16 protein-coding genes are annotated in these 20,912 nt (G+C 67.5%); 14 read left to right on the top strand and 2 right to left on the bottom strand.

Features of this window, described 5'->3' with window-relative positions; genetic code table 11:
• The first annotated feature begins 7 nt into the window (after positions 1–7).
• On the top strand, positions 8–739 hold the full coding sequence (locus WKC72_RS01795; protein WP_037228222.1) for a 1-acyl-sn-glycerol-3-phosphate acyltransferase: 732 nt from the start codon (positions 8–10) through the stop codon (positions 737–739).
• 44 nt (positions 740–783) lie between these two features.
• Positions 784–1,605 carry a Cof-type HAD-IIB family hydrolase gene (locus WKC72_RS01790; RefSeq protein ID WP_037228221.1) on the top strand — a complete coding sequence of 274 codons (822 nt, stop codon included), beginning with the start codon at positions 784–786 and terminating at the stop codon, positions 1,603–1,605.
• Positions 1,606–1,636: 31 nt separating this feature from the next.
• Here WKC72_RS01790 and WKC72_RS01785 read toward each other — a convergent pair whose 3' ends face one another.
• A complete protein-coding gene (locus tag WKC72_RS01785; RefSeq protein ID WP_370181565.1) occupies positions 1,637–3,781 on the bottom strand; it encodes an N-acetylmuramoyl-L-alanine amidase in 2,145 nt (714 codons plus the stop codon).
• A 236-nt stretch (positions 3,782–4,017) separates the two neighbouring features.
• On the opposite strand from WKC72_RS01785, the gene WKC72_RS01780 reads away from it, so the two are divergent.
• A complete protein-coding gene (locus tag WKC72_RS01780) occupies positions 4,018–5,592 on the top strand; it encodes a SpoIID/LytB domain-containing protein (RefSeq protein ID WP_370181563.1) in 1,575 nt (524 codons plus the stop codon).
• On the opposite strand, the gene WKC72_RS01775 is transcribed toward WKC72_RS01780, so the two are convergent.
• A complete protein-coding gene (locus WKC72_RS01775; protein WP_370181562.1) occupies positions 5,589–6,713 on the bottom strand; it encodes a glycosyltransferase in 1,125 nt (374 codons plus the stop codon). The genes WKC72_RS01780 and WKC72_RS01775 overlap by 4 nt on opposite strands.
• Positions 6,714–6,860: 147 nt before the next feature.
• Between WKC72_RS01775 and glf the strand changes: the two genes are divergently transcribed.
• From glf to WKC72_RS01720, 11 genes are all read left to right on the top strand, one after another.
• Positions 6,861–8,078 carry a UDP-galactopyranose mutase gene (gene glf / locus WKC72_RS01770; RefSeq protein ID WP_370181561.1) on the top strand — a complete coding sequence of 406 codons (1,218 nt, stop codon included), beginning with the start codon at positions 6,861–6,863 and terminating at the stop codon, positions 8,076–8,078.
• Entirely contained in the window at positions 8,075–9,991 is a 1,917-nt protein-coding gene (locus tag WKC72_RS01765; protein ID WP_011596559.1) for a glycosyltransferase, read from the top strand. Before glf ends, WKC72_RS01765 begins: the two co-directional genes overlap by 4 nt.
• Positions 9,972–10,490: a phosphatase PAP2 family protein gene (locus WKC72_RS01760; protein WP_009477133.1), complete on the top strand. Its 519-nt coding sequence runs from the start codon at positions 9,972–9,974 to the stop codon at positions 10,488–10,490. The genes WKC72_RS01765 and WKC72_RS01760 overlap by 20 nt, the downstream gene beginning before the upstream one ends.
• Positions 10,487–11,392 carry a decaprenyl-phosphate phosphoribosyltransferase gene (locus tag WKC72_RS01755; RefSeq protein WP_005248842.1) on the top strand — a complete coding sequence of 302 codons (906 nt, stop codon included), beginning with the start codon at positions 10,487–10,489 and terminating at the stop codon, positions 11,390–11,392. Before WKC72_RS01760 ends, WKC72_RS01755 begins: the two co-directional genes overlap by 4 nt.
• Before the next feature lies 1 nt (position 11,393).
• Positions 11,394–13,313 carry a flagellar motor control protein ZomB gene (gene zomB / locus WKC72_RS01750; RefSeq protein ID WP_037228210.1) on the top strand — a complete coding sequence of 640 codons (1,920 nt, stop codon included), beginning with the start codon at positions 11,394–11,396 and terminating at the stop codon, positions 13,311–13,313.
• A gap of 338 nt (positions 13,314–13,651) precedes the next feature.
• Positions 13,652–14,662, top strand: coding sequence for an alpha/beta hydrolase family protein (locus tag WKC72_RS01745; protein ID WP_009477136.1), 1,011 nt, complete (start codon positions 13,652–13,654; stop codon positions 14,660–14,662).
• A gap of 283 nt (positions 14,663–14,945) precedes the next feature.
• Positions 14,946–15,941, top strand: a complete 996-nt coding sequence (locus WKC72_RS01740) for an alpha/beta hydrolase family protein (RefSeq protein ID WP_081792230.1) — start codon at positions 14,946–14,948, stop codon at positions 15,939–15,941.
• 131 nt (positions 15,942–16,072) lie between these two features.
• On the top strand, positions 16,073–17,977 hold the full coding sequence (locus tag WKC72_RS01735) for an alpha/beta hydrolase-fold protein (RefSeq protein WP_370181560.1): 1,905 nt from the start codon (positions 16,073–16,075) through the stop codon (positions 17,975–17,977).
• 126 nt (positions 17,978–18,103) lie between these two features.
• Positions 18,104–18,679, top strand: a complete 576-nt coding sequence (locus WKC72_RS01730) for a DUF732 domain-containing protein (protein WP_370181559.1) — start codon at positions 18,104–18,106, stop codon at positions 18,677–18,679.
• 6 nt (positions 18,680–18,685) lie between these two features.
• Positions 18,686–19,666: a cutinase family protein gene (locus WKC72_RS01725; RefSeq protein WP_370181558.1), complete on the top strand. Its 981-nt coding sequence runs from the start codon at positions 18,686–18,688 to the stop codon at positions 19,664–19,666.
• 194 nt (positions 19,667–19,860) lie between these two features.
• Entirely contained in the window at positions 19,861–20,850 is a 990-nt protein-coding gene (locus WKC72_RS01720) for an LLM class F420-dependent oxidoreductase (RefSeq protein ID WP_009477140.1), read from the top strand.
• Positions 20,851–20,912: the final 62 nt, after the last annotated feature.

The following is a 20,912-nucleotide window of genomic DNA, read 5'->3' as shown; positions in this document are numbered from 1 at the left end:
GGTGGCGGTGGAGCCTGTCTACACGGCTGTCGAGTCGACGGCCAAGGCGTTGTCCCTGTTCCAGGGGTTGCGGATGACGCGAGTCGGCCTCGACAACATCCCCACCGAGGGCGGCGCGGTGCTCGCGGTCAATCACACCGGCTACCTGGACTTCGTCCAGCTGGCGCTGGCGGTCGGTGCAGTGGACCGCAGACTGCGGCTCATGGCCAAGGCCGAACTCGCGAACAACAGGGTGATGGCGTTCCTGATGCGCGGCTGCGGGGTCATCCCGGTCGACCGGACCGCCGGCGCGGGCGCGTACCTCGCTGCGGTGGATCGGCTGCGCGACGGCGAACTGGTGGGGGTGTACCCGGAGGCGACCATCAGCCGGAGCTTCGAGATCAAGGAACTGAAGTCGGGTGCGGCGCGCATGGCGATCGACGCCCGGGTGCCGCTCGTGCCCGTCATCGTGTGGGGCGCTCAACGGATCGCCACCAAGGGTCAGCCGAGACAGCTTGGGCGGCATCGGTTCCCGGTGACCGTCGAAGTCGGCCGGCCGATCGAGCCGCGGGAACCGGCGGAGGCCCTGACCGAGACCCTGCACGCGGAGATGGACGCGATCCTGCGCCGGGTTCAGGACGGATTCGACCATCCGGCGGGCGCGTACTGGGTGCCCCGGCGACTCGGTGGCAGTGCACCCACCATCGAGGAGGCCACCGAGATGGACCGCCGCGAAGCCGAGGAACGCCGGTCCCGGTAACAGCCCCCCGGCGGCGCCGCGGACCCGGCAGGCAGAATGGCTGGGTGAGCCCAGACCGACCGAGCCTTGTAGCGTCCGATGTCGACGGCACCCTGATCGGGGAGGACGAGCGCATCAGCGCCCGCACCCGCGACGCCGTCGCGTCGGTGGTCGCGTCGGGAACCCCCTTCGTGCTGGCCACCGGCCGGCCCCCGCGCTGGATCCATCCCGTGGTCGAGGGCCTCGGGTACGCGCCGCTCGCCGTCTGCGCGAACGGCGCCGTCATCTACGACAGCGACAGCGACCGCGTGCTCAGCGCCGCGACCCTCGACGTCGACACCCTCACCTGGCTGTCGGAGATCGCGCTCCGGGTGCTGCCCGGCGCCGGGCTCGCGGCCGAGCGTGTCGGGGCCAGCGCCCACGACGCCGCGACACCGCAGTTCGTGAGCTCACCCGGCTACCAGCACGCCTGGCTCAACCCCGACAACACCGAGATGTCCGAGAACGAGGTCGTTGCGGCCCCCGCGGTGAAGCTGCTGATCCGGGTACCGGAAATGTCGAGTCAGGCGATGGTCGACGCGCTGGCGCCGCACATCGGTCGCCGGGCGGACGTCACGTTCTCCACCGACAACGGACTGATCGAACTGTCGGCGTCGGGAATCACGAAGGCGTCGGGTCTCGCGCTGGTGGCGGAACGGCTCGGCGTCACGGCATCGCGGATCGTGGCCTTCGGTGACATGCCCAACGACATTCCGATGCTGAACCTCGCGGGCCGGGGTGTCGCCGTCGAGAACGCGCACCCCGACGCCAAGGCCGCCGCCGACGAGGTGACCGCCACCAACTGGGACGACGGGGTCGCGAAAGTACTCGAGCGCTGGTGGTCCTGAGACCACCAGCGCCCGAGAGGGTGAAACCCGATCAGCCGGCCGGAACCGGTGCCGGTTCGACGGGAGCGGGCGCGGAAGCCGGTTCGGGTGCCGGAGCCGGAGCGGGCTCAGCCGGAGCGGGCGGAACCTGTGCCGGATCCGCGGGCGGTGCGACGGGGGCCGCGGCATCGACCGGGGCACCGTTCTTGTAGGCCTCCGCGTAGGTGTCGTTGTAGGTCTTCAACACCTTGGTGACGATGCCGGTGATCTCGTTGAAGATCAGCGAACCGTTCTCGAAGTCGGTGCGCAGACCGCCCGGGATCGCGTACTCGTCACTGGTCGGCAGGCCCAATTCGCCGTTGTCGGCGCCGAGGTTCTGCCACGTCTTGAAGATCTGCCCGAGGACCGCCCACACACCGCCGTTGGGTGAGGTGAAGATGGCGCCGTTGGCGAACTCAGCGCCCGAGTTCCCGGCCTTGGCCTGCAGCAGTCCGGTGATGGCCTGGCCGAGCCGACCGGTGTCGCCGCCTTCCGCCACCCACTTCTGGGCGACCGGCGACGGGTCGGTGAGCCGCAGCAGTTCGTTGACCAGGGCGGGGATTCCGGCGCCGAGGCTGGAGCTGGCGTCCGTGCCAGGACCGCCGGACGGTGCCGGAGCCTCACCGGAGGGTGCGTCCGAGGCCAGCGAGGCGTTGCCGCCACCGAGATTGGCGGCCGCGATCTGCCGGATCTCGTCCATGTGTGAGTACGCCGCATCGCCCGGGCAGGACGTGTTGCCGACGTCGCGGTGCGCGAAGATCACCGGAAGATCGACGGCCTCACCCTCCGCATAGGGAGTGAATTCGGTGCCCTCGGAGTACATCGTCGTCTCCCCGAGTGGATCGAGTCCGGCCTTGCCGAGCTTCCAGCCCAGGAACTTGCCGACGGCGTCGAGGGTCGCCTGCGGCGGATCCTCGGAGGAGAAGTCGCCCATCATCGCGACGCCGGTGGTGTTCTCGTTGAACCCGCCGGCATGCGCGCCCTGCACCGGACGGTCGAGACCGCCCGCGCGTCCCTCGAAGATCTGGCCGTACTTGTCGACCAGTGCGTTGTACCCGATGTCGCACCAGCCGAGCGTCTGCGCGTGGTAGGCGTAGATCGCGCGGACGATCTCGGCCGATTCGGCCTTCGAGTAGTCGTTGGCTCCCGCGGTGTGGTGCACGGTGGCACCGCCGATGAAGTCGTCGTAGTCGGGGTCCTGGCACCGGATGGATTCGTCGGCACCCCACTGCTGGCGGCTGATCACCTTGGGGCCGCCGCTGTCGAGCGGGCTGGCGATGTCGCCGAGCGTCGCGTCGCCGGGACCGCTGCCCGGTTCGATGAGGACGGCCGTGACGTCGTCGGCGCCTGCGCGTGCCGGCTGCTGCCGCAACGGCGTGTTGACGGCGGCGGGGGTGTATCCGAGCGGCGCGGCACCGTCGGCGGCGGGAGCCGGTGCGGGAGCCGGTACGGGAGCGGGGGCTTCGGGTGCCGGTGCGGGAACTGCAGCGCCCGCACCGGCCGGTGCGGGCGTCGAGGTGGGGGTCAGGATCTGGATCGCCTTCGTCAGCCCGACGTAGACGGGTTCGGTGGCGACCTTGCCGTCCGACGCGGTCTTGTCCGTGCGACGCGTGTCGATCATGTCGGGGGAGACCCACTGTCCCCACGTTCCGTCGGCCTGCAGCGCACGGACCTTCGACTCCGCGGACGCGAGGGTCTCGGAGGTGAGCGCCACCATGCTGAACGGGGTGTCGCGGGACAGTTCCTTGACGATCGCGCCGGGCTGCTGATCGGCCGGGGGCAGGATCGCGGGGTCGGAGACGTCGCCCGGGGCGGGGAGCTTCAGTGGGATCTGCAGGCTCGGGATCTGGATTCCGCCGGGAAGCTGCACATTGCTGGGGATGTGGAGGTACGGCGGGATCTTCAGGTTCCGCAGGTCGCCGATGTTGACGTCGGGCAGGTTCAGCCCGGTCAGTTCCTTCAGCGGAATCACGATGTCGGGAATCTGCGACAGCACGACCTGCGCGATCTCGGTGGACACTGCGGAGTTGGAGGTTTCGTTCGTGGATTTGACGTCGGAGGGTGCGCTACTGATGCCGTAGACCGCAACGGGACTTGCGACAGCCAGAGCGGCGACAGCCCCGAGGACAATCGAGGGCTTCGGTCGACGGTGCGGCAAGGGGGACTCTCCTCAGTTGTAGTTTCCTGCGAGCGACCTCGCGTGTCTGCAACTCGTGATGCTCATGTGACTGAAGAGACTGTTGTTGCTAACTCCAACCACTCTTGCCACACTAGTCACACAGGTCCATAACGCTCAACCTTACATTGAGACTTTATCCCGAATTTCTCGGACCCGCTGAGACGAGGTGCACGCCCCGTCTCAGCGCTCGTTGTTCAGCGATGAGGAGTGCAGTGATGGCGAAGACCGAATTCGGGGTTCGTGCAGGTAGGCCTGCCTGGACCCGCAGGAGGCGGTACATGGCGGGCCCTCCCGCCCCGCGCGGGTTCACGGCCAAACTTCTGCGCGCGTCGGCACTCGGCATCGCACCCGTCCTCGTCATCGGTGCCGTCACCGGCGTCGTCGTGCATCTGCGCTCCTCCGGCCAGGACATCCGGCAAACCGTCGCCTCCGACACGCCGTTCACGCTTTCCGGGCACGGCAACGGCCACGGCCGCGGGATGGGCCAGTGGGGCGCCTACGGATACGCGAAGGATCAGGGATGGGCGGCCGAGCGCATCCTCGGTCACTATTACGGCGGCACCACACTCGGCACCCTCGCCGATGCACAGATCAGCGTCCGGCTGCAGGCGCGCGACGATCAGCCGCTCGACGTCTACTCCGACGCCGGCGCCGTCGTCGCCGGCAAGCCCGTCGGACCGGGGGAGGCCGTCCACCTGACGCCGACCGCCGACGGCGGCGCCAACGTCGTGGTCACCCGCGGATGTGCCGGTGAGGTCCTGTGGCAGGACGCCACCGACCACCCGTGGGTGGACCCGGTCGACCTGGCCCCGGACCGTCCCGCGAACGAGCACCTCAAGCTGTGCGCCGGTGACACCCCCTACCGCGGCGCGCTCGGGGTCGCGCTCGACGGCGCGGCCGTGCGCACCGTCAACGTCCTCGACATGGACGACTACCTCCTGGGCGTCGTGCCCGCCGAGGCGAAAGCCGCCTGGGCCGACACCGGTGGGGCCGAGGCGCTTCGGGCGCAGGCCGTCGCGGCCCGCTCCTACGCCGCCGCCGAGAACCGGGAAGAGTACGCGAAGACCTGCGACACCCAGAGCTGCCAGGTGTACGGGGGTTCCGCGAAGGAAGACCCGCGGACCACCGACGCCGTCCGTTCCACCAAGGGCATGATCCTGACCAAGGACAACAAGCCCGTCGCCGCCGAATTCTCCTCGTCCACAGGCGGATACACCGCGGGCGGCGAGTTCCCGGCCGTCGAGGACCAGGGCGACACCGTGTCCCCGAACCACGACTGGACGGTGACGCTCACCGCGGGCGACATCGCGTCCGCGTTCAACGTCGGAGACCTCGAATCGTTCGAGGTGATCACCCGCAACAACTTCGGCGTCGACGGCGGACGCGTCACCGGTGTGAAGGTGGTCGGATCGTCGGGCACCGCCGAGGCGACGGGCGCCGAGGCGCGGTCGAAGCTGAAGCTCAAGTCCGACTGGTTCACGGTCGGTGACGGACTCGGCGTCCCCGCGCCGCCGGCTGCCCCCGAACCCGACTCCACGCTCGCGTCCGCGGGTGAGGACGAGGACACCGTCGGCACCACCGAGGGTTCGCCGATCGCCGAGAAGTACAAGGAACTCGGCGGCGTCAACAGCACACTCGGTGCGCCGATCGGTCCCGAGATGATGCTGCCGTCGGAGGCGGGGAAGTTCCGGATGTACACCAACGGAACGATCATCTGGACGAAGAAGCTCGGCGCGCAGGTGATCGACGCCAGCGTGCTGCGCGAGTGGTTACCGACGGGCGGCAGCTAGGCGGAGCAGAGCGGACCGGTTCCCTCGAGCACGGCGAGCATCCCGTCGACGGACTCGCCCCAGCCGAAGTCCTCGGCCCGCCGCCGGGCCGACGCCCGGCGCGTGCGTGAGGGGATCGCGAGGATGCCGCTCACCGCTTCGGCGAACGCGGGACCCCGGTCCCGGGCCAGGGCGCCGCAGCCGGGTGTGATGATCTCGGCGAGCGCCGACGACTGTGACGCGACCACCGGGGTGCCCGCCGCCAGCGACTCGAGCGCCGACAGGCAGAACGTCTCGTGCGGTCCGGGGGCCAGCGACACGTCCGCCGACGCGAACAGCGACGCCAGGCGCCCCTTGTCGCTGATGAACCCGGTGAAGTGCACGGGTAGCCCGCGGGCCCGGTACTGCAGCGCCTCGCGCCGCGGGCCGTCCCCGGCGATGACCAGCCGGGCGTCGTGACCCTGCCGCCGCAACAGCCGGACGGCGTCGATGCTGCGTTCCACCTGCTTCTCCACCGACAGCCGGCCACAGTGCAGGAGGAAACGCTGCGCCGGGTCGGCGAAGGAGTCGCGCATCACCTGGTCGTGTTTGCCGGGGTGGAACATCGTGAGGTCCACCCCGAGAGGGACCCGGTGCAGGTTGGGGGCCCCGATGCGGGTGAACTCCTCGCTCGCGAAGTCCGTCGTGCAGACGACGGCGTCGTAGTTGCGGGCCATCCGGCGGTTCGCGACATCGGCCCAGCCACGGGCCACGCGGCGCGGAGCGACTTGGCCGAGCAGCCGGTCGAGGCGTTCGTGTGACACGACCACACTGCGCACCCCGCGGGCGCGCGCCCAGCCCCCGAAACCGCGCAGGGTGAGCCGGTCGGACACCTCCAGGACGTCGGGTTGCAGACCGCTGACCACGTCGGCCACCGGCCGCGGATTGACGACGCGATAACCACCGGTCGCGGGGATGGTGGGAGCCGACCGGGTGATCCGCAGGACCCCGCTCGGCAGCAGCTCTTCGCAGTCGCGCTGACCTGGGACGACGAGGATCACCTCGTGTCCGCGTTCGACGTACCCCTGACCCCAGTTGTGGAGGGCGGTGCGGAGCCCACCCGACCGCGGTCCGTAGAAGTTCGCCAGCTGGACGATGCGCACCCGCTCATCAAGCGCGATCGCCGCGTCGGCGGGAACAACGAGGTCTGCAGAACCGGTGAATACAGCGAGAACTCCTCGTGCGTGCCGAGGGGGTGCTTGCCCCCCTTGGCCGCGCACGGGCGGCGGAGTCGCTTACCCTGGTTCATCGTGACCGCTGCAACCCCAGAGACAACCGCCCCTGGCCGGTACGACCTCATCGTCGTCGGCTCCGGATTTTTCGGACTGACCGTCGCCGAGCGTGCAGCAACACAGCTGGGTAAGCGTGTGCTGGTGCTCGACCGTCGTCATCACCTGGGCGGAAACGCCTATTCGGAGGCCGAGCCCGAGACCGGCATCGAGATCCACAAGTACGGTGCGCACCTGTTCCACACCTCGAACAAGAGGGTGTGGGGCTACGTCACCCAGTTCACCGAATTCACGAACTACCAGCACCGCGTGTTCGCGCTGCACAAGGGGCAGGCGTACCAGTTCCCGATGGGGCTGGGCCTGGTGTCGCAGTTCTTCGGGCGCTACTTCACCCCGGACGAGGCGCGGAAGCTGATCGCCGAGCAGTCCAGCGAGATCGACTCGGCGTCCGCGTCCAACCTGGAGGAGAAGGCGATCTCCCTGATCGGGCGGCCGCTGTACGAGGCGTTCGTGCGCGACTACACCGCCAAGCAGTGGCAGACCGACCCCAAGAACCTGCCCGCGGGAAACATCACCCGCCTGCCGGTGCGATACACGTTCGACAACCGCTACTTCAACGACACGTACGAGGGCCTGCCAGTCGACGGCTACACCGCGTGGCTCGAGAACATGGCGAAGGACCCGAAGATCGAGGTCCGGCTCGAAACCGACTGGTTCGACGTCCGCGACGACCTGCGCGCCGAGAGCCCCGACGCCCCCGTCGTCTACACCGGCCCCCTCGACCGCTACTTCGACTACTCCGAGGGCGAGCTGGGCTGGCGCACCCTCGACTTCGAGACCGAGGTGCTGGAGACCGGTGACTTCCAGGGAACCCCGGTCATGAACTACAACGACTCCGACGTGCCCTTCACCCGGATCCACGAGTTCCGCCACTTCCACCCGGAGCGGGACTACCCGAAGGACAAGACGGTCATCATGCGGGAGTTCTCGCGGTTCGCGGAGAGCAAGGACGAGCCGTACTACCCGATCAACACCCCCGACGACCGCGCGATGCTCGCCGCCTACCGCGACCGCGCGAAGGAGGAGATGGCGTCGAACAAGGTCCTGTTCGGCGGCCGTCTCGGCACCTACCAATACTTGGACATGCACATGGCGATCGCCAGCGCGCTGTCGATGTTCGACAACTCCCTGCGTCCGCACTTCGAATCCGGTGCTGCCCTCGTGGGGGATGCCGAATGAGCGCCCGACATCTGCTCGAATCCGAGAAGGTCACCGAGGACGCACCGTTACTCGGCAAGTCGCTGCTGCAGCGGGTGATCCTGCCGCGCGCAGGCGAGCCGCTCGACGTCCGCACCCTCTACCTGGAGGAGGCGAAGACCAACAGCCGCCGCGCGCATTCGCTGTCGCGCACCTCGCTGTCGGTCGGCGCCGAGGCGGAGGCGTCGTTCTGCACCTACTTCAACGCGTTCCCGGCCAGCTACTGGCGCCGGTGGAGCACCCTGAACTCCGTGGTGCTCCGTCTCGAGCTGTCGGGGCACTGCCGCATCGACGTGTACCGCTCGAAGGCCGACTCGTCGCGCATCCACGTCGAGGGCCGCGAGTTCCAGGACGGTGACGCCGCGCTGGAGTTCGAGATCGAACTCGCCCCGTTCGAGGACGGCGGCTGGATCTGGTTCGACATCACCACCGACACCGAGGTCGTGCTGGAGAGCGCCGGCTGGTACGCGCCGGTCGACGCCCCCGGTGAGGCCACCGTCGCCGTCGGCATCCCCACGTTCAACCGGCCGACCGACTGCGTCAAGGCGCTGACCGCGCTGGCGTCCGACGAACTCGTCATGGACGTCGTCAAGGCCGTCATCATCCCGGATCAGGGCACCCGCAAGGTCAAGGACGAGCCCGGCTTCACCGAGGCCGCCGAAGCGCTCGGCGACCGACTGGCCATCCACGACCAGGCGAACCTCGGTGGGTCCGGCGGCTACAGCCGGATCATGTACGAGGCGCTGAAGACCACCGACTGCCAGCACATCCTGTTCATGGACGACGACATCGAGATCGAGCCCGACTCGATCCTGCGCGCGCTGGCGATGTCGCGGTTCGCGAAGACTCCGATGCTCGTCGGCGGGCAGATGCTGAACCTCCAGGAGCGCAGTCACCTGCACTCGATGGGCGAGGTCGTCGACCGGTCCATCTTCATGTGGACGGCCGCACCGAACGTCGAGTACGACCACGACTTCTCCCGCTACCCGCTGAGCGACCGCGAGAACTCGCGTCTGCTGCACCGCCGGATCGACGTCGACTACAACGGCTGGTGGATGTGCATGATCCCGCGGCAGGCCGCCGAGGAACTCGGTCAGCCGCTGCCGCTGTTCATCAAATGGGACGACGCCGAATACGGCCTGCGTGCCCGGGACGCCGGCTACCCGACCGTCACCATGCCCGGTGCCGCGATCTGGCACATGGCGTGGAGTGACAAGGACGACGCCATCGACTGGCAGGCGTACTTCCACCTGCGGAACCGGCTCGTCGTCGCGTCCCTGCACATGCCGGGCAACGGCCGCGGCCTCGTGATCAACACCGTCAAGGCCACGATCAAGCACCTGCTGTGCCTCGAATACTCGACCGTCGCGATCCAGAACCAGGCCATCGCCGACTTCCTGCAGGGCCCCGAGCACATCTTCGAACTGCTCCCCACCGCGCTCGGCAACGTCCACGCGATGCGTAAGGAGTACCCGGACGCGGTCGTCCTGCCGTCGTCGACGAGCCTGCCGCTGCCCTCCGGTGAGGAAGTCGGCGCGGTCGGCCTGCCCACGAACCCGCTCGCGAAGATCGTGCGCCTCGGCAAGGGCCTGATCCACAACGTCAAGCCCGCGCACGAGCAGCACCACGAGCGTCCCCAGCTCAACGTGCCCACCATCGACGCGCGGTGGTTCCTGCTGTCCCAGGTGGACGGCGTCACCGTCACCACCGCGGACGGGCGCGGAGTCGTCTACCGCAAGCGCAACCCCAAGCTGGCGCTCGCGCTGCTGAAGGAAGCGATCCGGCTGCGCCGCGAACTGGCCCAGCGGTTCCCCGAACTCAAGCGCGAGTACCAGGACGCCGTTCCTGCCCTGACCAGCAAGGAGAGGTGGGAACGTGTCTTCGGCATCAAGTGAGGTCCAGATCCTGCAGGCCGTCCAGTCGACGATCGCGAGCCGTCCCGGCGTCGTCTCGACCGCACGGGGGATGTCCCACTTCGGTGAGCACGCCCTCGGGTGGGTGGCCGTCGCCGGCATCGGCGCGGCACTCGACAAGCCGCGTCGCCGGCAGTGGGCGGGAGTCGCGGTCGGCGCCGTCGGCGCCCACGCGGCGTCGATCGTGATCAAACGCATCGTCCGCCGCCCCCGGCCGAACGACCCGTCGATCCAGGTCAACGTGTCGACGCCCAGCAAATTGAGCTTCCCCTCGTCGCACGCGACGTCCACGACAGCGGCTGCCGTGCTGCTCGGCCGCCTCACCGGGCTACCCTTGCCTGCGTTGTTGGTACCGCCGATGCTGCTCTCCCGGCTCGTCCTGGGAGTGCACTACCCGACCGATGTGCTCGCCGGATCTGCCCTGGGGGCCGCCTCTGCGGTCGCGGTGCTGAAGGCCGAGCAGAAGTTTGGAGAGAAATGAGCGAGGAACCGGCCGTCGTCACCGGACCCCCGACATCCCTGGCGGCGGGCATCGTCAAGGCCGTTCGCCCGCGTCAGTGGGTCAAGAACGTCCTGGTCCTCGCAGCTCCCGTCGCCGCGGGCACGGCGACGGAATCCGACGTCCTGCTTCCCGTCGCACTCGCCTTCGTGGTGTTCTGCATGGCGGCGTCCGGCATCTACCTCGTCAACGACGCGATGGACGTCGAGGCGGACCGCGCGCACCCCACCAAGCGATTCCGCCCCATCGCGGCCGGTGTGCTGCCCGTCAACCTGGCGTTCGGGATGGCGGTCGTGCTGCTCGGCGGGTCGATCGCCCTGTCGTTCCTCGCCAACTGGCAGCTGGCGGTCGTGATGGCCGTCTACATCGGCATCCAGCTGGCCTACTGCTTCGGTCTCAAACACCAGGCCGTCCTCGACATCTGCATCGTCTCGTCCGGGTTCCTGCTGCGCGCCATCGCCGGTGGTGTGGCCGCCGAGATCGCACTGTCGCAGTGGTTCCTGCTGGTCATGGCATTCGGTTCGCTGTTCATGGCGGCCGGTAAGCGATACGCCGAACTGCAGCTCGCCGAGCGCACCGGCGCGAAGATCCGCAAGTCCCTCGAGAACTACACCACGACGTACCTGCGTTTCGTCTGGACGCTCAGCGCCACCGCGGTCGTGCTCTGCTACGGACTGTGGGCGTTCCAGCAGGACGACCTGAAGGCCACCAACTGGTACGCCATCTCCATGGTGCCGTTCACCATCGCGATCCTGCGTTACGCCGTGGACGTCGACGGCGGCGAGGCGGGGGAGCCCGAGGAGATTGCGCTGGGCGACCGCGTGCTCCAACTCCTCGCGATTGCCTGGATCGGAGTGGTGGGTGTCGCTGTCTACCTCGTCTGACTTGGTAGGAGGCGCCGAGGACTCGGACGCCGCCGCGGAGCGGACCACCGAACGCCACCGGAAGGCCATCCTCGCGAGGGTGGTCTTCCTCGGGGGTGTGGCCGTCTCGGCTCTCCTGATGTTCTGGGGTGCCTGGGAACGGCGATGGATTGCCGACGACGGCCTGATCGTGCTGCGCACGGTCCGAAACCTCCTCGCAGGCAACGGTCCCGTCTTCAACTCGGGCGAGCGTGTCGAGGCCAACACCAGTACCGCGTGGACGTACATCGTCTACGCGTTCAGCTGGCTCTCTCAGGCCCGGCTCGAATACGTCGTCCTGACGATCGCGCTGATCCTGTCCACGGCGGCGATCGTGCTCGCCATGTTCGGCACCGCGCGCCTGTACCGCGGTGGGTCCTTCGCCGGCGGCGGCACCCTCTTCCTGATGCCCGCCGGTGTGCTCGTCTACATCGCGGTGCCCCCGGCCCGCGACTTCGCGACGTCGGGTCTCGAAAGCTGCCTCGTCATCTTCTGGATCGCGCTGCTCTGGCTGCTGCTGGTCCGATGGAGTCAGGCCACCACCCCGTCCACCACCTCGGTGCTCGTGCTGTCGTTCTTCGCGGGCATGGGGCCCCTCGTGCGCCCCGAGCTGGCGATCCTGGGTGTGCTGTCGCTGGCCATGATCTTCCTCGCGCCCGGTCTCACCTGGGTGGTGCGCGTGGCGATGGTGTTCGTCGCCGGCATCGTTCCGGTGGGCTACCAGATCTGGCGCATGGGCTACTACGCCCTCCCGTACCCCAACACCGCGGTGTCGAAGGACGCGGGCGGCGCCAAGTGGTCGCAGGGTTTCGCCTACCTCTGGAATCTGCTCGGCCCGTACCTGCTGTGGCTGCCGCTGGTCTTCCTTTTCGCCGGCGCCGTGATCGCCTGGCGCGGCCGGGACAAGTCCATCGAGGATGGTGTTCGTCACACCGAGGGGAATCTGCTCACCCGCCTGCGCGGAGGGCTGCGGACGCAGAATGCCGTCGTCGTCTTCATTCTCGCGAGCGGGTTGATCCTCGGTCTGTACTCGTTGCGCGTCGGCGGCGACTTCATGCACGGCCGCGTTCTTCTCCCCGTTCTGTTCTGTTTCATCGTTCCCGTCGCCGTAATTCCGGTGCGAATTCCGGACCGGGCAGCGTGGGGGCGTAATAAGGAATCGTCGACTTTCCTCGCAATGGCTTTCCTGTGGGTCGGCACCGTCGTCTGGGCATTTTTCGCGTCGAACACGACGGGAATGCCGGAAGGTGTCGTTATCGGGCGTTCCGGAATTGTCGACGAACGCGCCTTCTACGTTCTCAACACCGGTCATGCGCACCCGATTCGCGCGGACGACTATCTGGACTACCCGCGGATGCGCGCCATGGTCCAGACCATCTCGGACACCCCCGACGGCGGTCTGCTCATCCCGTCCGCCGACTACACGTACTGGTTCGTCGTTCCTCCGCCCCTTCCGATCCCGGAGGACGGCGCAGGCCACACCGTGTACTTCCTGAACCTCGGCATGACGAGCATGAACGTCGGCCTCGACGTGCGGGTGCTGGACCAGATGGGTCTCGCCTACCCGCTTGCGGCGCACACGGAGCGGTTGGACGACGGCCGTATCGGGCACGACAAGAACCTCTACCCCGACTGGGTCGTGGTGGACACGGGAATGATCGACAAGCACCCGTGGATGCCCGGATTCCTCGACGAGGAATGGGTGACCGAGGCGCGGGTCGCGCTCACGTGCCCCGAGACCCAGGACCTGCTGACGTCGTACCGGTCGGAACTGACGTGGCCGCGATTCAAGCAGAATTTCAAGGATGCGCTGCATTTCGCGAGTTATCGATTCGAGCGAGTGCCCGCTTATGAAATTCAGCGGTGCAATCTCGAGCCGCCGTTCCCGGAACCGGCCAAATAGGGCGAACCGGGCGAGGCGTGTGTCACCGGGGCGTCCCGGGCAGATCTCGATGTCGGAACATCAGATCTCTTTTGTGTAACGCTGGAACTGTCGGCGACGATGTACGTCGATGATGAGTCATCGGTGACGGTGGTCTGGAAGTTCCCCGAAAAGCGCTCGGTGAGCGTTTGTCAGGGAAGTTCGTGTGACATACAGTCCACCAAGCGCAGTGTGACTTGGAAGAGGTCCGCTGCCGACCCGGCTTCAACGCCCGGGCCGGCAGGTCGCCTGTTCCCCGACGGAATCCGCCGGAGCCGCCCAGTGGCGGAGTCCGCAGACGAAGAGAGTGAGCAGTATTCATGCGTTTTGCCAGACCGAGGTTGTCTCAGCGCCTCAAGCAGCGTGCGATGGCCATCGGTGCCGTCGCACTGGTACTGCCTGTGGGCGCAGGAATCGCTGGTGGAGCCGTCGCCGCAGCAGCACCGACGCACGCGGGTCCCGCCAAGACCGCGCCGGCAGGTGGCTACGAGGAACTGTGGGTTCCCTCTTCCATGGGACCGATCAAGGTCCAGGTCCAGTGGGCAGCCCGCGGCGGTAGCGCCGCGCTGTACCTGCTCGACGGACTGCGTGCCCGCAACGACCGCAACGCCTGGAGCTTCGAGACCAACGCGTTCGACCAGTACCGCAACGACAACGTGACCCTGGTCATGCCCGTCGGCGGCGAGTCCAGCTTCTACTCCGACTGGTATTCGGCGAGCAACTTCAACGGTCAGCCCGTCACGTACAAGTGGGAGACGTTCCTGACGAAGGAACTGCCCGACTTCCTGGCCAACTACGGTGTCTCGCGCACCAACAACGCCGTCCTCGGCCTGTCGATGGGTGGTAGCGCCGCCCTGACCCTCGCCGCGTACCACCGCGACCAGTTCAAGTTCGCCGGTTCGCTGTCCGGCTACCTGAACATCTCGGCTCCCGGCATGCGTGAGGCCATCCGCGTCGCGATGATCGACGCCGGCCGCTACAACGTGGACGCGATGTGGGGCCCGCCGTGGAACCCGGCGTGGTTGCGTAACGACCCGTTCGTGTTCGCCCCGCGTCTGAACGGTCTGTCGATGTTCATCTCGGCTGCCAGCGGTCTGCCCGGCGAGTTCGACCACCCGCGCGCTCCGATCGACTACTACAACACCGCCAACGGCATGGGCCTCGAGGCTCTCGCCCTGGCCAACACCCGCGCCTTCCAGGTGCGTCTGGCCACCCTCGGTGTCCCGGCCACCTTCGACTTCCCCGCCAACGGCACGCACTCGTGGCCGTACTGGGGTGCCGAGCTGTGGAAGGCCCGCGGCCAGATCCTGGACACACTGGGCGCCTGGTGATCTGACACTCCCGTGACGAACGCCGCCCCGCCGATCCGGCGGGGCGGCACTCGTGCGCTCCGGGGTACCAGCGCCCCGACCGGGGGCGTGAGGGAAAACCCAGGATTCCCTTCCCCCGGGAGTGCACAACGGAACGTTTTGTCAGTAAGGTGATCCCGTCGAGACGCCACCCGCGCAGCGATCGCTGCGCGGGTGGCGTCTGTACGTGAGATTTTCACGAGAGTTATCGAGAGGTTGCCGCGGCCGCGGCGCGAGACGCATCAAGCGGAGGGAAGACGAGTTCATGCGAGTTGGGGGTTCGACGAGAACAAGCGGATGGGCCAGGCGTACCGCCGCCGCAATTGCTCTGGCGGTCGCACTGCCACTGGGCGTGACCATGGTGGGCGGCGGTGCAACGGCATCTGCAGCCTTCGATCCCGCGGCGCAGGACTTCTGGGTCGATTCCGCCATGGGACCGATCAAGAGCCGCATCTGGCGTGCCGCCGACGGCAACACCAACCGGGTCGTCTACCTGCTCGACGGTCTGCGCGCGCAGGACGACCTGAGCGGCTGGGAGGTCAACACCGACGCGGGCCCGTTCCTCGCCTCGCAGAACATCAACGTCGTCCAGCCAGTCGGCGGGCAGTCCAGCTTCTACTCCGACTGGATTTCGAACTCGAACCTCAACGGCCAGAAGACCCCGTACAAGTGGGAGACGTTCCTCACGCAGGAACTTCGCGACGCACTGGCGAACCGCCTCGGGTTCCAGTCCACCCGTAACGGCGTCATCGGCCTGTCGATGGGTGGCAGCGCCGCCCTGACCCTCGCCGCCTACCACCCCGATCAGTTCAACTACGCGGGCTCGCTGTCCGGATACCTGAACATTTCGGCTCCCGGCATGCGTGAGGCCATCCGCATCGCGATGCTCGATGCCGGCCGCTACAACGTCGACGCGATGTGGGGCCCGCCGTGGAACCCGGCGTGGCTGCGCAACGACCCGTTCGTGTTCGCGAACAAGCTTCGCGACAACAACACCCGCCTGTGGGTGTCGGCCGCCAACGGCATCCCCGCCCCCGGCGGAGCCGCACCGACCGGATTCATGGACGTCTTCAACGCGAGCACCGGTGCGAGCCTCGAGGCACTGTCGCTGGCGAACACCCGTGCGTTCCAGGTGAAGATGGCGACCCTCGGCGCGAAGAACGTCACCTACAGCTTCCCGCCCCGCGGCATCCACACGTGGCGTTACTGGCAGCAGCAGATCCACGATCTGGCCGGCGACCTCGGCAACACGATCGGGTAGCTCGGAAGTAACAATTGCACCAGCTGTAACAGCGCGGCACTCCCACTCATCTGTCGTTTGCGTGTAGAAAGAACCGGAACGCGAGGCCGTGCTCCGTGTTGGCCTCGACGCGCAGAGAGAGAGTGAACGTCATGCGAGTAGGCCTGTTCAAGGCAGAACGTCAGCGTTCGTCGGCCGGAAATGTTCGAAGGCGGACGCTGGCCTCGCTTGCCGCTGTGCTCGTGGTGCCGGTGGCGGTCGGGTTCACCCAGACCGCCACCGTCTCGGCTGCGCCGGCCGCCCATGCGGCGCCCGCCGCCGCGCAGGCTCCGGTGGCCACACAGGTCCCGGGCGGCGCGACGATCCATCACGTCGACTGGCTCACCGACCGTCGCGTGGCGATCTGGATCAACTCTCCGTCGATGGGCGTGCCGATCCAGGTGCAGATGCTGCTGGCACGCGACTGGAACTCGAAGCCCACCGAGAAGTTCCCGTCCGTCTACATGCTCGACGGTCTCCGCGCGCAGGACAACGAGAACGGCTGGACGCTCGAGACCGACGCCGAATCGTTCTTCGCCGACAAGAACATCAACGTCGTCCTCCCTGTCGGCGGCCAGTCCAGCTTCTACTCCGACTGGGTGGCCCAGGACAACGGTCAGAACTACCAGTGGGAGACGTTCCTCACCAAGGAACTGCCCCCGATCCTCGAAAGCGATTGGCGCACCACGCAGACACGCGGCGTCATCGGGCTTTCGATGGGCGGCACGTCCGCGATGTTCCTCGCGGCCCGCAACCAGGGATTCTTCAAGTTCGCCGCGTCGCTGTCGGGCATGCTCACCACCACCGCGCTCGGCATGCCGCAGGCCGTCGCGTACGCGATGAGCGACGCGGGCGGATTCGACGCGGACGCGATGTGGGGTCCCCCGACCAGCTCGGCGTGGGAGGAGCACGACCCCTACCTGCTGGCCGACAAGCTCAAGGGCGTCAGCCTGTACATCTCCAGCGGTAGCGGAACGACGGGCCCGTACGACCAGCCGTCCGGAATCCCCGGCGTCAGTACCAATTACGCGGGCATGGGCCTCGAGATCCTGTCGCGGCTCACGTCCCAGACCTTCGCGACCAAGCTCAACAAGCTGGGCATCCCGGCCCAGGTCAACTACCGGCCGTCCGGCACGCACTCGTGGCCGTACTGGCAGTTCGAGCTCCACCAGCTGTGGCCGCAGCTCGCCAGCGCCGTCGACGTCGAACCCGACAAGCCGGTATGCGCCACAGGCGGTTCCATCGCCGGGGTCGCCGGCGCGAACCCGTGGATCGGCGACTGCCTCACCCCCGAGTACAGCCTCGCGGGCGGAACGGTCCAGGACTTCCGCAACGGCCGGATCTTCGCCAAGTCCGACACCGGCGCGCAGCCGGTGGCCGGCGCCATCGGCGGCGTCTACCAGGCGACCGGTGGTCCGGGTGGGCCGCTCGGCTACCCGACGACGCCCGAACTGGCCACACCCGACGGTCGCGGCCGCTTCAACCACTTCGAGCACGGGTCCGTGTACTGGTCGCCGCAGACCGGCGCGCACGCCGTCCGCGGCGCGATCCGCGACGAGTGGGCACGTCAGGGCTGGGAGGGCGGACCGCTCGGATACCCGGTGGCCGAGGAAGTTCCCACGCCAGGCAAGGACGGCGCGGTGCAGGGCTTCGAGATCGGCGCCATGTACTTCAGTCCCGCGAACGGCACCCACCGCGTGCAGGGAATGATCATGGGCAAGTACGCCGAACTCGGTTACGAGGGCGGGTGGCTCGGTTTCCCGAAGACCAGCGAGATCGCGGTCAAGGACGGTGGCCGGTTCAACCAGTTCGAGGGCGGCAACATCTATTGGAGTCCGCTGTCGGGTGCCTGGGCCGTGGAGAACGGACCGATCTTCGACGCCTGGAAGAGCGCCGGCTACGAGGGCGGCCGGCTCGGCTTCCCGATCAGCGACAAATTCGCCATCCCCGGCGGAGTTCAGCAGAATTTCCAGACCGGATACGTCACAGTGATCGACAACAAGGCGGAGATTCACTGATGGCCGGATCGCAGTAGAAATCTCACGCGCAGCGGGCGGGGCCGGGTCCGGCGGACCAGGGTTCCGCCCGATCTGCGTCTGTACCCTGTCGAGAGACAACGACTTGGAAAGCAAGGACGGAAATAGATGCCGCAGCACTCACGTATCAGCGCCACCTTCCGACGGGCGATCGCCGTAGGCGCGCTCGCCGTCGCAGCAAGCGGATTGTTGGTCGGGTGCGGCAGCGACGATTCCACGGCGACGTCGAACCCGTCCACCAGCGCCACGACGTCGGCTGCGGCGTCCAGTTCCGCCGAGAGCTCGGCGTCCGCCGCGCCCAGCGCGAGCGCCTCGGCTTCGGCCTCCGCGCCGGTGACGAGCCCGGGTGAGGCGGCGACGGCGCCGCCGGAGCAGCCCGAGGAAGTTCCGGGCGATTTCCCTGGCCCCGCCGAGGTCCCGGTCAGCGCCGAAGGCCAGAAGTTCCTCGACGCGCTGAAGAGCAAGGGCATCGAGCCGGCCGCCGACGGCACCATGGCCGTGAGCACTGCCGACTTCATCTGCCAGGCCAAGGCCGAAGGCAAGAGCGACGCCGAAGCGATGGTGTTCGTCACAGCGATGGTCGGCACCGAGGCGTCGGCTGCAGGTCAGGAACTGACCCAGGAGCAGGCGACGGCCAATGCCCAGACCTACATGGATGTCGCCCACGCGACCTACTGCAAGTAGACGCCGATGTCGTTGACCGGGCGCGGAACGCGGAAGAAGAAGAGCAGCCTCCTGCGCAAGCTGATGGTGCTGATCGTGATCCTGCTGGTGATTCTCGTCGCAGTGATCGCGCTCTGGTATCTCCTCGCAGGGCGGCTGCCCAAGCCGATCCCGACCCCGCCCGGTCCCGAGCGTCCCAACGCCCAGCCGGCCAGCTGTCCCGACGTCCAGGTGGTGGTCGTCCCGGGCACGTGGGAGTCCAGCCCGACGGACGACCCGTACAACCCGTCGGCCAACCCGGCGTCGCTGATGCTCAACGTGTCGCGGCCGCTGCAGGAGCAGTTCGAGCCGTCGCGCGCCGACGTGTACACGGTTCCGTACGTCGCGCAGTTCTCCAACCCGGTCGCCTTCCCGCCGGACGGGCAGCAGTCGTACAACAACAGCCGCGGCGCGGGCACGGCCGCCACCAACGACATCCTGATCCGTCGTCACGCCGAGTGCCCGCTGACCAGCTTCCTGCTCACCGGTTTCTCCCAGGGCGCGGTCATCGCCGGCGACGTCGCGTCGAGTATCGGCGCAGGTGACGGTCCTGTTCCGGCGGATCTCGTACTGGGTGTCGGGCTCATCGCAGACGGTCGCCGCGACCCGGCCGCCGCCACGAATGTCGGCCAGCCGGTCGCCGGTGTCGGAGCCGAACTGTCGCTGGCGGGTCTGCAGATCCCGGGAATCACGATGACCGGTCCCCGCCCCGGCGGTTTCGGGGATCTCACCGACCGGGCGGTCGAGATCTGCGCCCCGTCCGACGGAATCTGTGACGCCCCGGCGCAGGCGTTGAAACCGAGCAACTGGATCGGAAGCGGTCTGCGTCTGCTCGAGTACAACAACAACCCCGTCCACGCGATGTACAACTCGTACGTCGTCGACGACTCCGGCACGACGGCCACGCAGTGGATCGCCGGATGGGCGGCCGAGAAGATCGAGGCCGCCCCGGCCCCGGCACACAGTTGATTTTGTGGCGGATGGGTTCACCGTGGTCGGTGAGCCGTGAAACGTCCCAAACAGATAGGCGAGACGCGTACTGGCCGGTAGTGTGCGTTTCTCGGCACCGGTAGAGTGCTGCACTGTTGCGGCATCACCGGTGCCCGACCCCACCGATGTTCACGTCCTGAAACGCGGGCGTTTCACCACAGGAGAAGCTATTCATGAGTTCCGACGCCAGCTCGTTGCGTAAGTTCCGATTCGCGGCAGGCGGAGAGGGCAACGCGGACGAGGGCGGCGCGCGTCGGTTCGTCAAGCTCGCGCAGAAGGCCGAGGAACTCGGATTCGACAGCTTCATGATCCCCGACCACCTGGGTAACCAGGTGGGACCGATCGCCGCCCTCGGTGCACTCGCGATCGCCACGGACAAGATCCGGCTCGGCACCGCCGTCCTCGCCAACGGCTTCCGGCACCCGGCGATTCTCGCGAAGGACGCCGCCACCATCGACGTCCTGTCGGGTGGCCGCCTCGAACTCGGCATCGGCGCCGGCTGGATGAAAGAAGAGTTCGACAAGGGCGGCATCGACTACGAGCGCCCGGGCGTCCGGATCGCCAAGCTCGAGGAGACCCTGCAGATCCTCGACGTGCTGCTGCGCGGCCAGGAGTGCAACTTCGACGGCAAGTACTACCAGATCAAGGGCCTGACCGGCAGCCCGCGACCGCGGCAGGGCCCGCGTCCCCCGATCGCTGTCGGCGGCGGCGGCCCCAAGATGCTGGCGCTCGCGGCGAAGTACGCCGACATCATCTCCGTGGCGACGCCGACCAGCAAGGAAGGCAAGCTCCTGCTCTCGGGTGTCACGCTCGAGAAGACGATGGAGCGCGTCGACCGGATCCGGGAAGCTGCCGGTGACCGATTCGACGACATCGAACTGAACTGGACGATCACCACCATCGTCATCACCGACGACCGTGAGCAGACCGCCGAGATGGCGCTCGCTGCACTCGATCAGGGGTTCCCGCCCAACATCGAGGTCGACACCAAGCTGTCCGTCGAAGACATCCTGAGCTCGCCGTATCTCGCGATCGGAAGCTTCGAGGAGATCGCCGATCAGATACGTATGGTGCGAGAAAAGACGACAATGTCTTACGTCGGTGTGTTCCCCACACAGATGGATGCGTTCGCGCCGATCATCTCGCAACTGAAGGGCGAGTAGACGCAGCGTACCGAGGGCGGCGATGCCAATCTGTAACATATCGATGGTTTGGACTCGATGAA

The sequence above is a fragment of the Rhodococcus wratislaviensis genome (assembly GCF_041228765.1).
Lineage (GTDB): Bacteria > Actinomycetota > Actinomycetes > Mycobacteriales > Mycobacteriaceae > Rhodococcus_F > Rhodococcus_F wratislaviensis.
The sequence above is the reverse complement of the archived record's forward strand: the minus strand, read 5'-3'. Positions and strand labels throughout refer to the sequence as shown.

Coding starts and splice junctions, on each gene's coding strand:
- WKC72_RS01780 (WP_370181563.1), top strand. CDS start 4,018: ATGGCGAAGACCGAATTCGGGGTTCGTGCAGGTAGGCCTGCCTGGACC.
- WKC72_RS01765 (WP_011596559.1), top strand. CDS start 8,075: ATGAGCGCCCGACATCTGCTCGAATCCGAGAAGGTCACCGAGGACGCA.
- WKC72_RS01755 (WP_005248842.1), top strand. CDS start 10,487: ATGAGCGAGGAACCGGCCGTCGTCACCGGACCCCCGACATCCCTGGCG.
- WKC72_RS01745 (WP_009477136.1), top strand. CDS start 13,652: ATGCGTTTTGCCAGACCGAGGTTGTCTCAGCGCCTCAAGCAGCGTGCG.
- WKC72_RS01740 (WP_081792230.1), top strand. CDS start 14,946: ATGCGAGTTGGGGGTTCGACGAGAACAAGCGGATGGGCCAGGCGTACC.
- WKC72_RS01735 (WP_370181560.1), top strand. CDS start 16,073: ATGCGAGTAGGCCTGTTCAAGGCAGAACGTCAGCGTTCGTCGGCCGGA.
- WKC72_RS01730 (WP_370181559.1), top strand. CDS start 18,104: ATGCCGCAGCACTCACGTATCAGCGCCACCTTCCGACGGGCGATCGCC.
- WKC72_RS01725 (WP_370181558.1), top strand. CDS start 18,686: ATGTCGTTGACCGGGCGCGGAACGCGGAAGAAGAAGAGCAGCCTCCTG.
- WKC72_RS01720 (WP_009477140.1), top strand. CDS start 19,861: ATGAGTTCCGACGCCAGCTCGTTGCGTAAGTTCCGATTCGCGGCAGGC.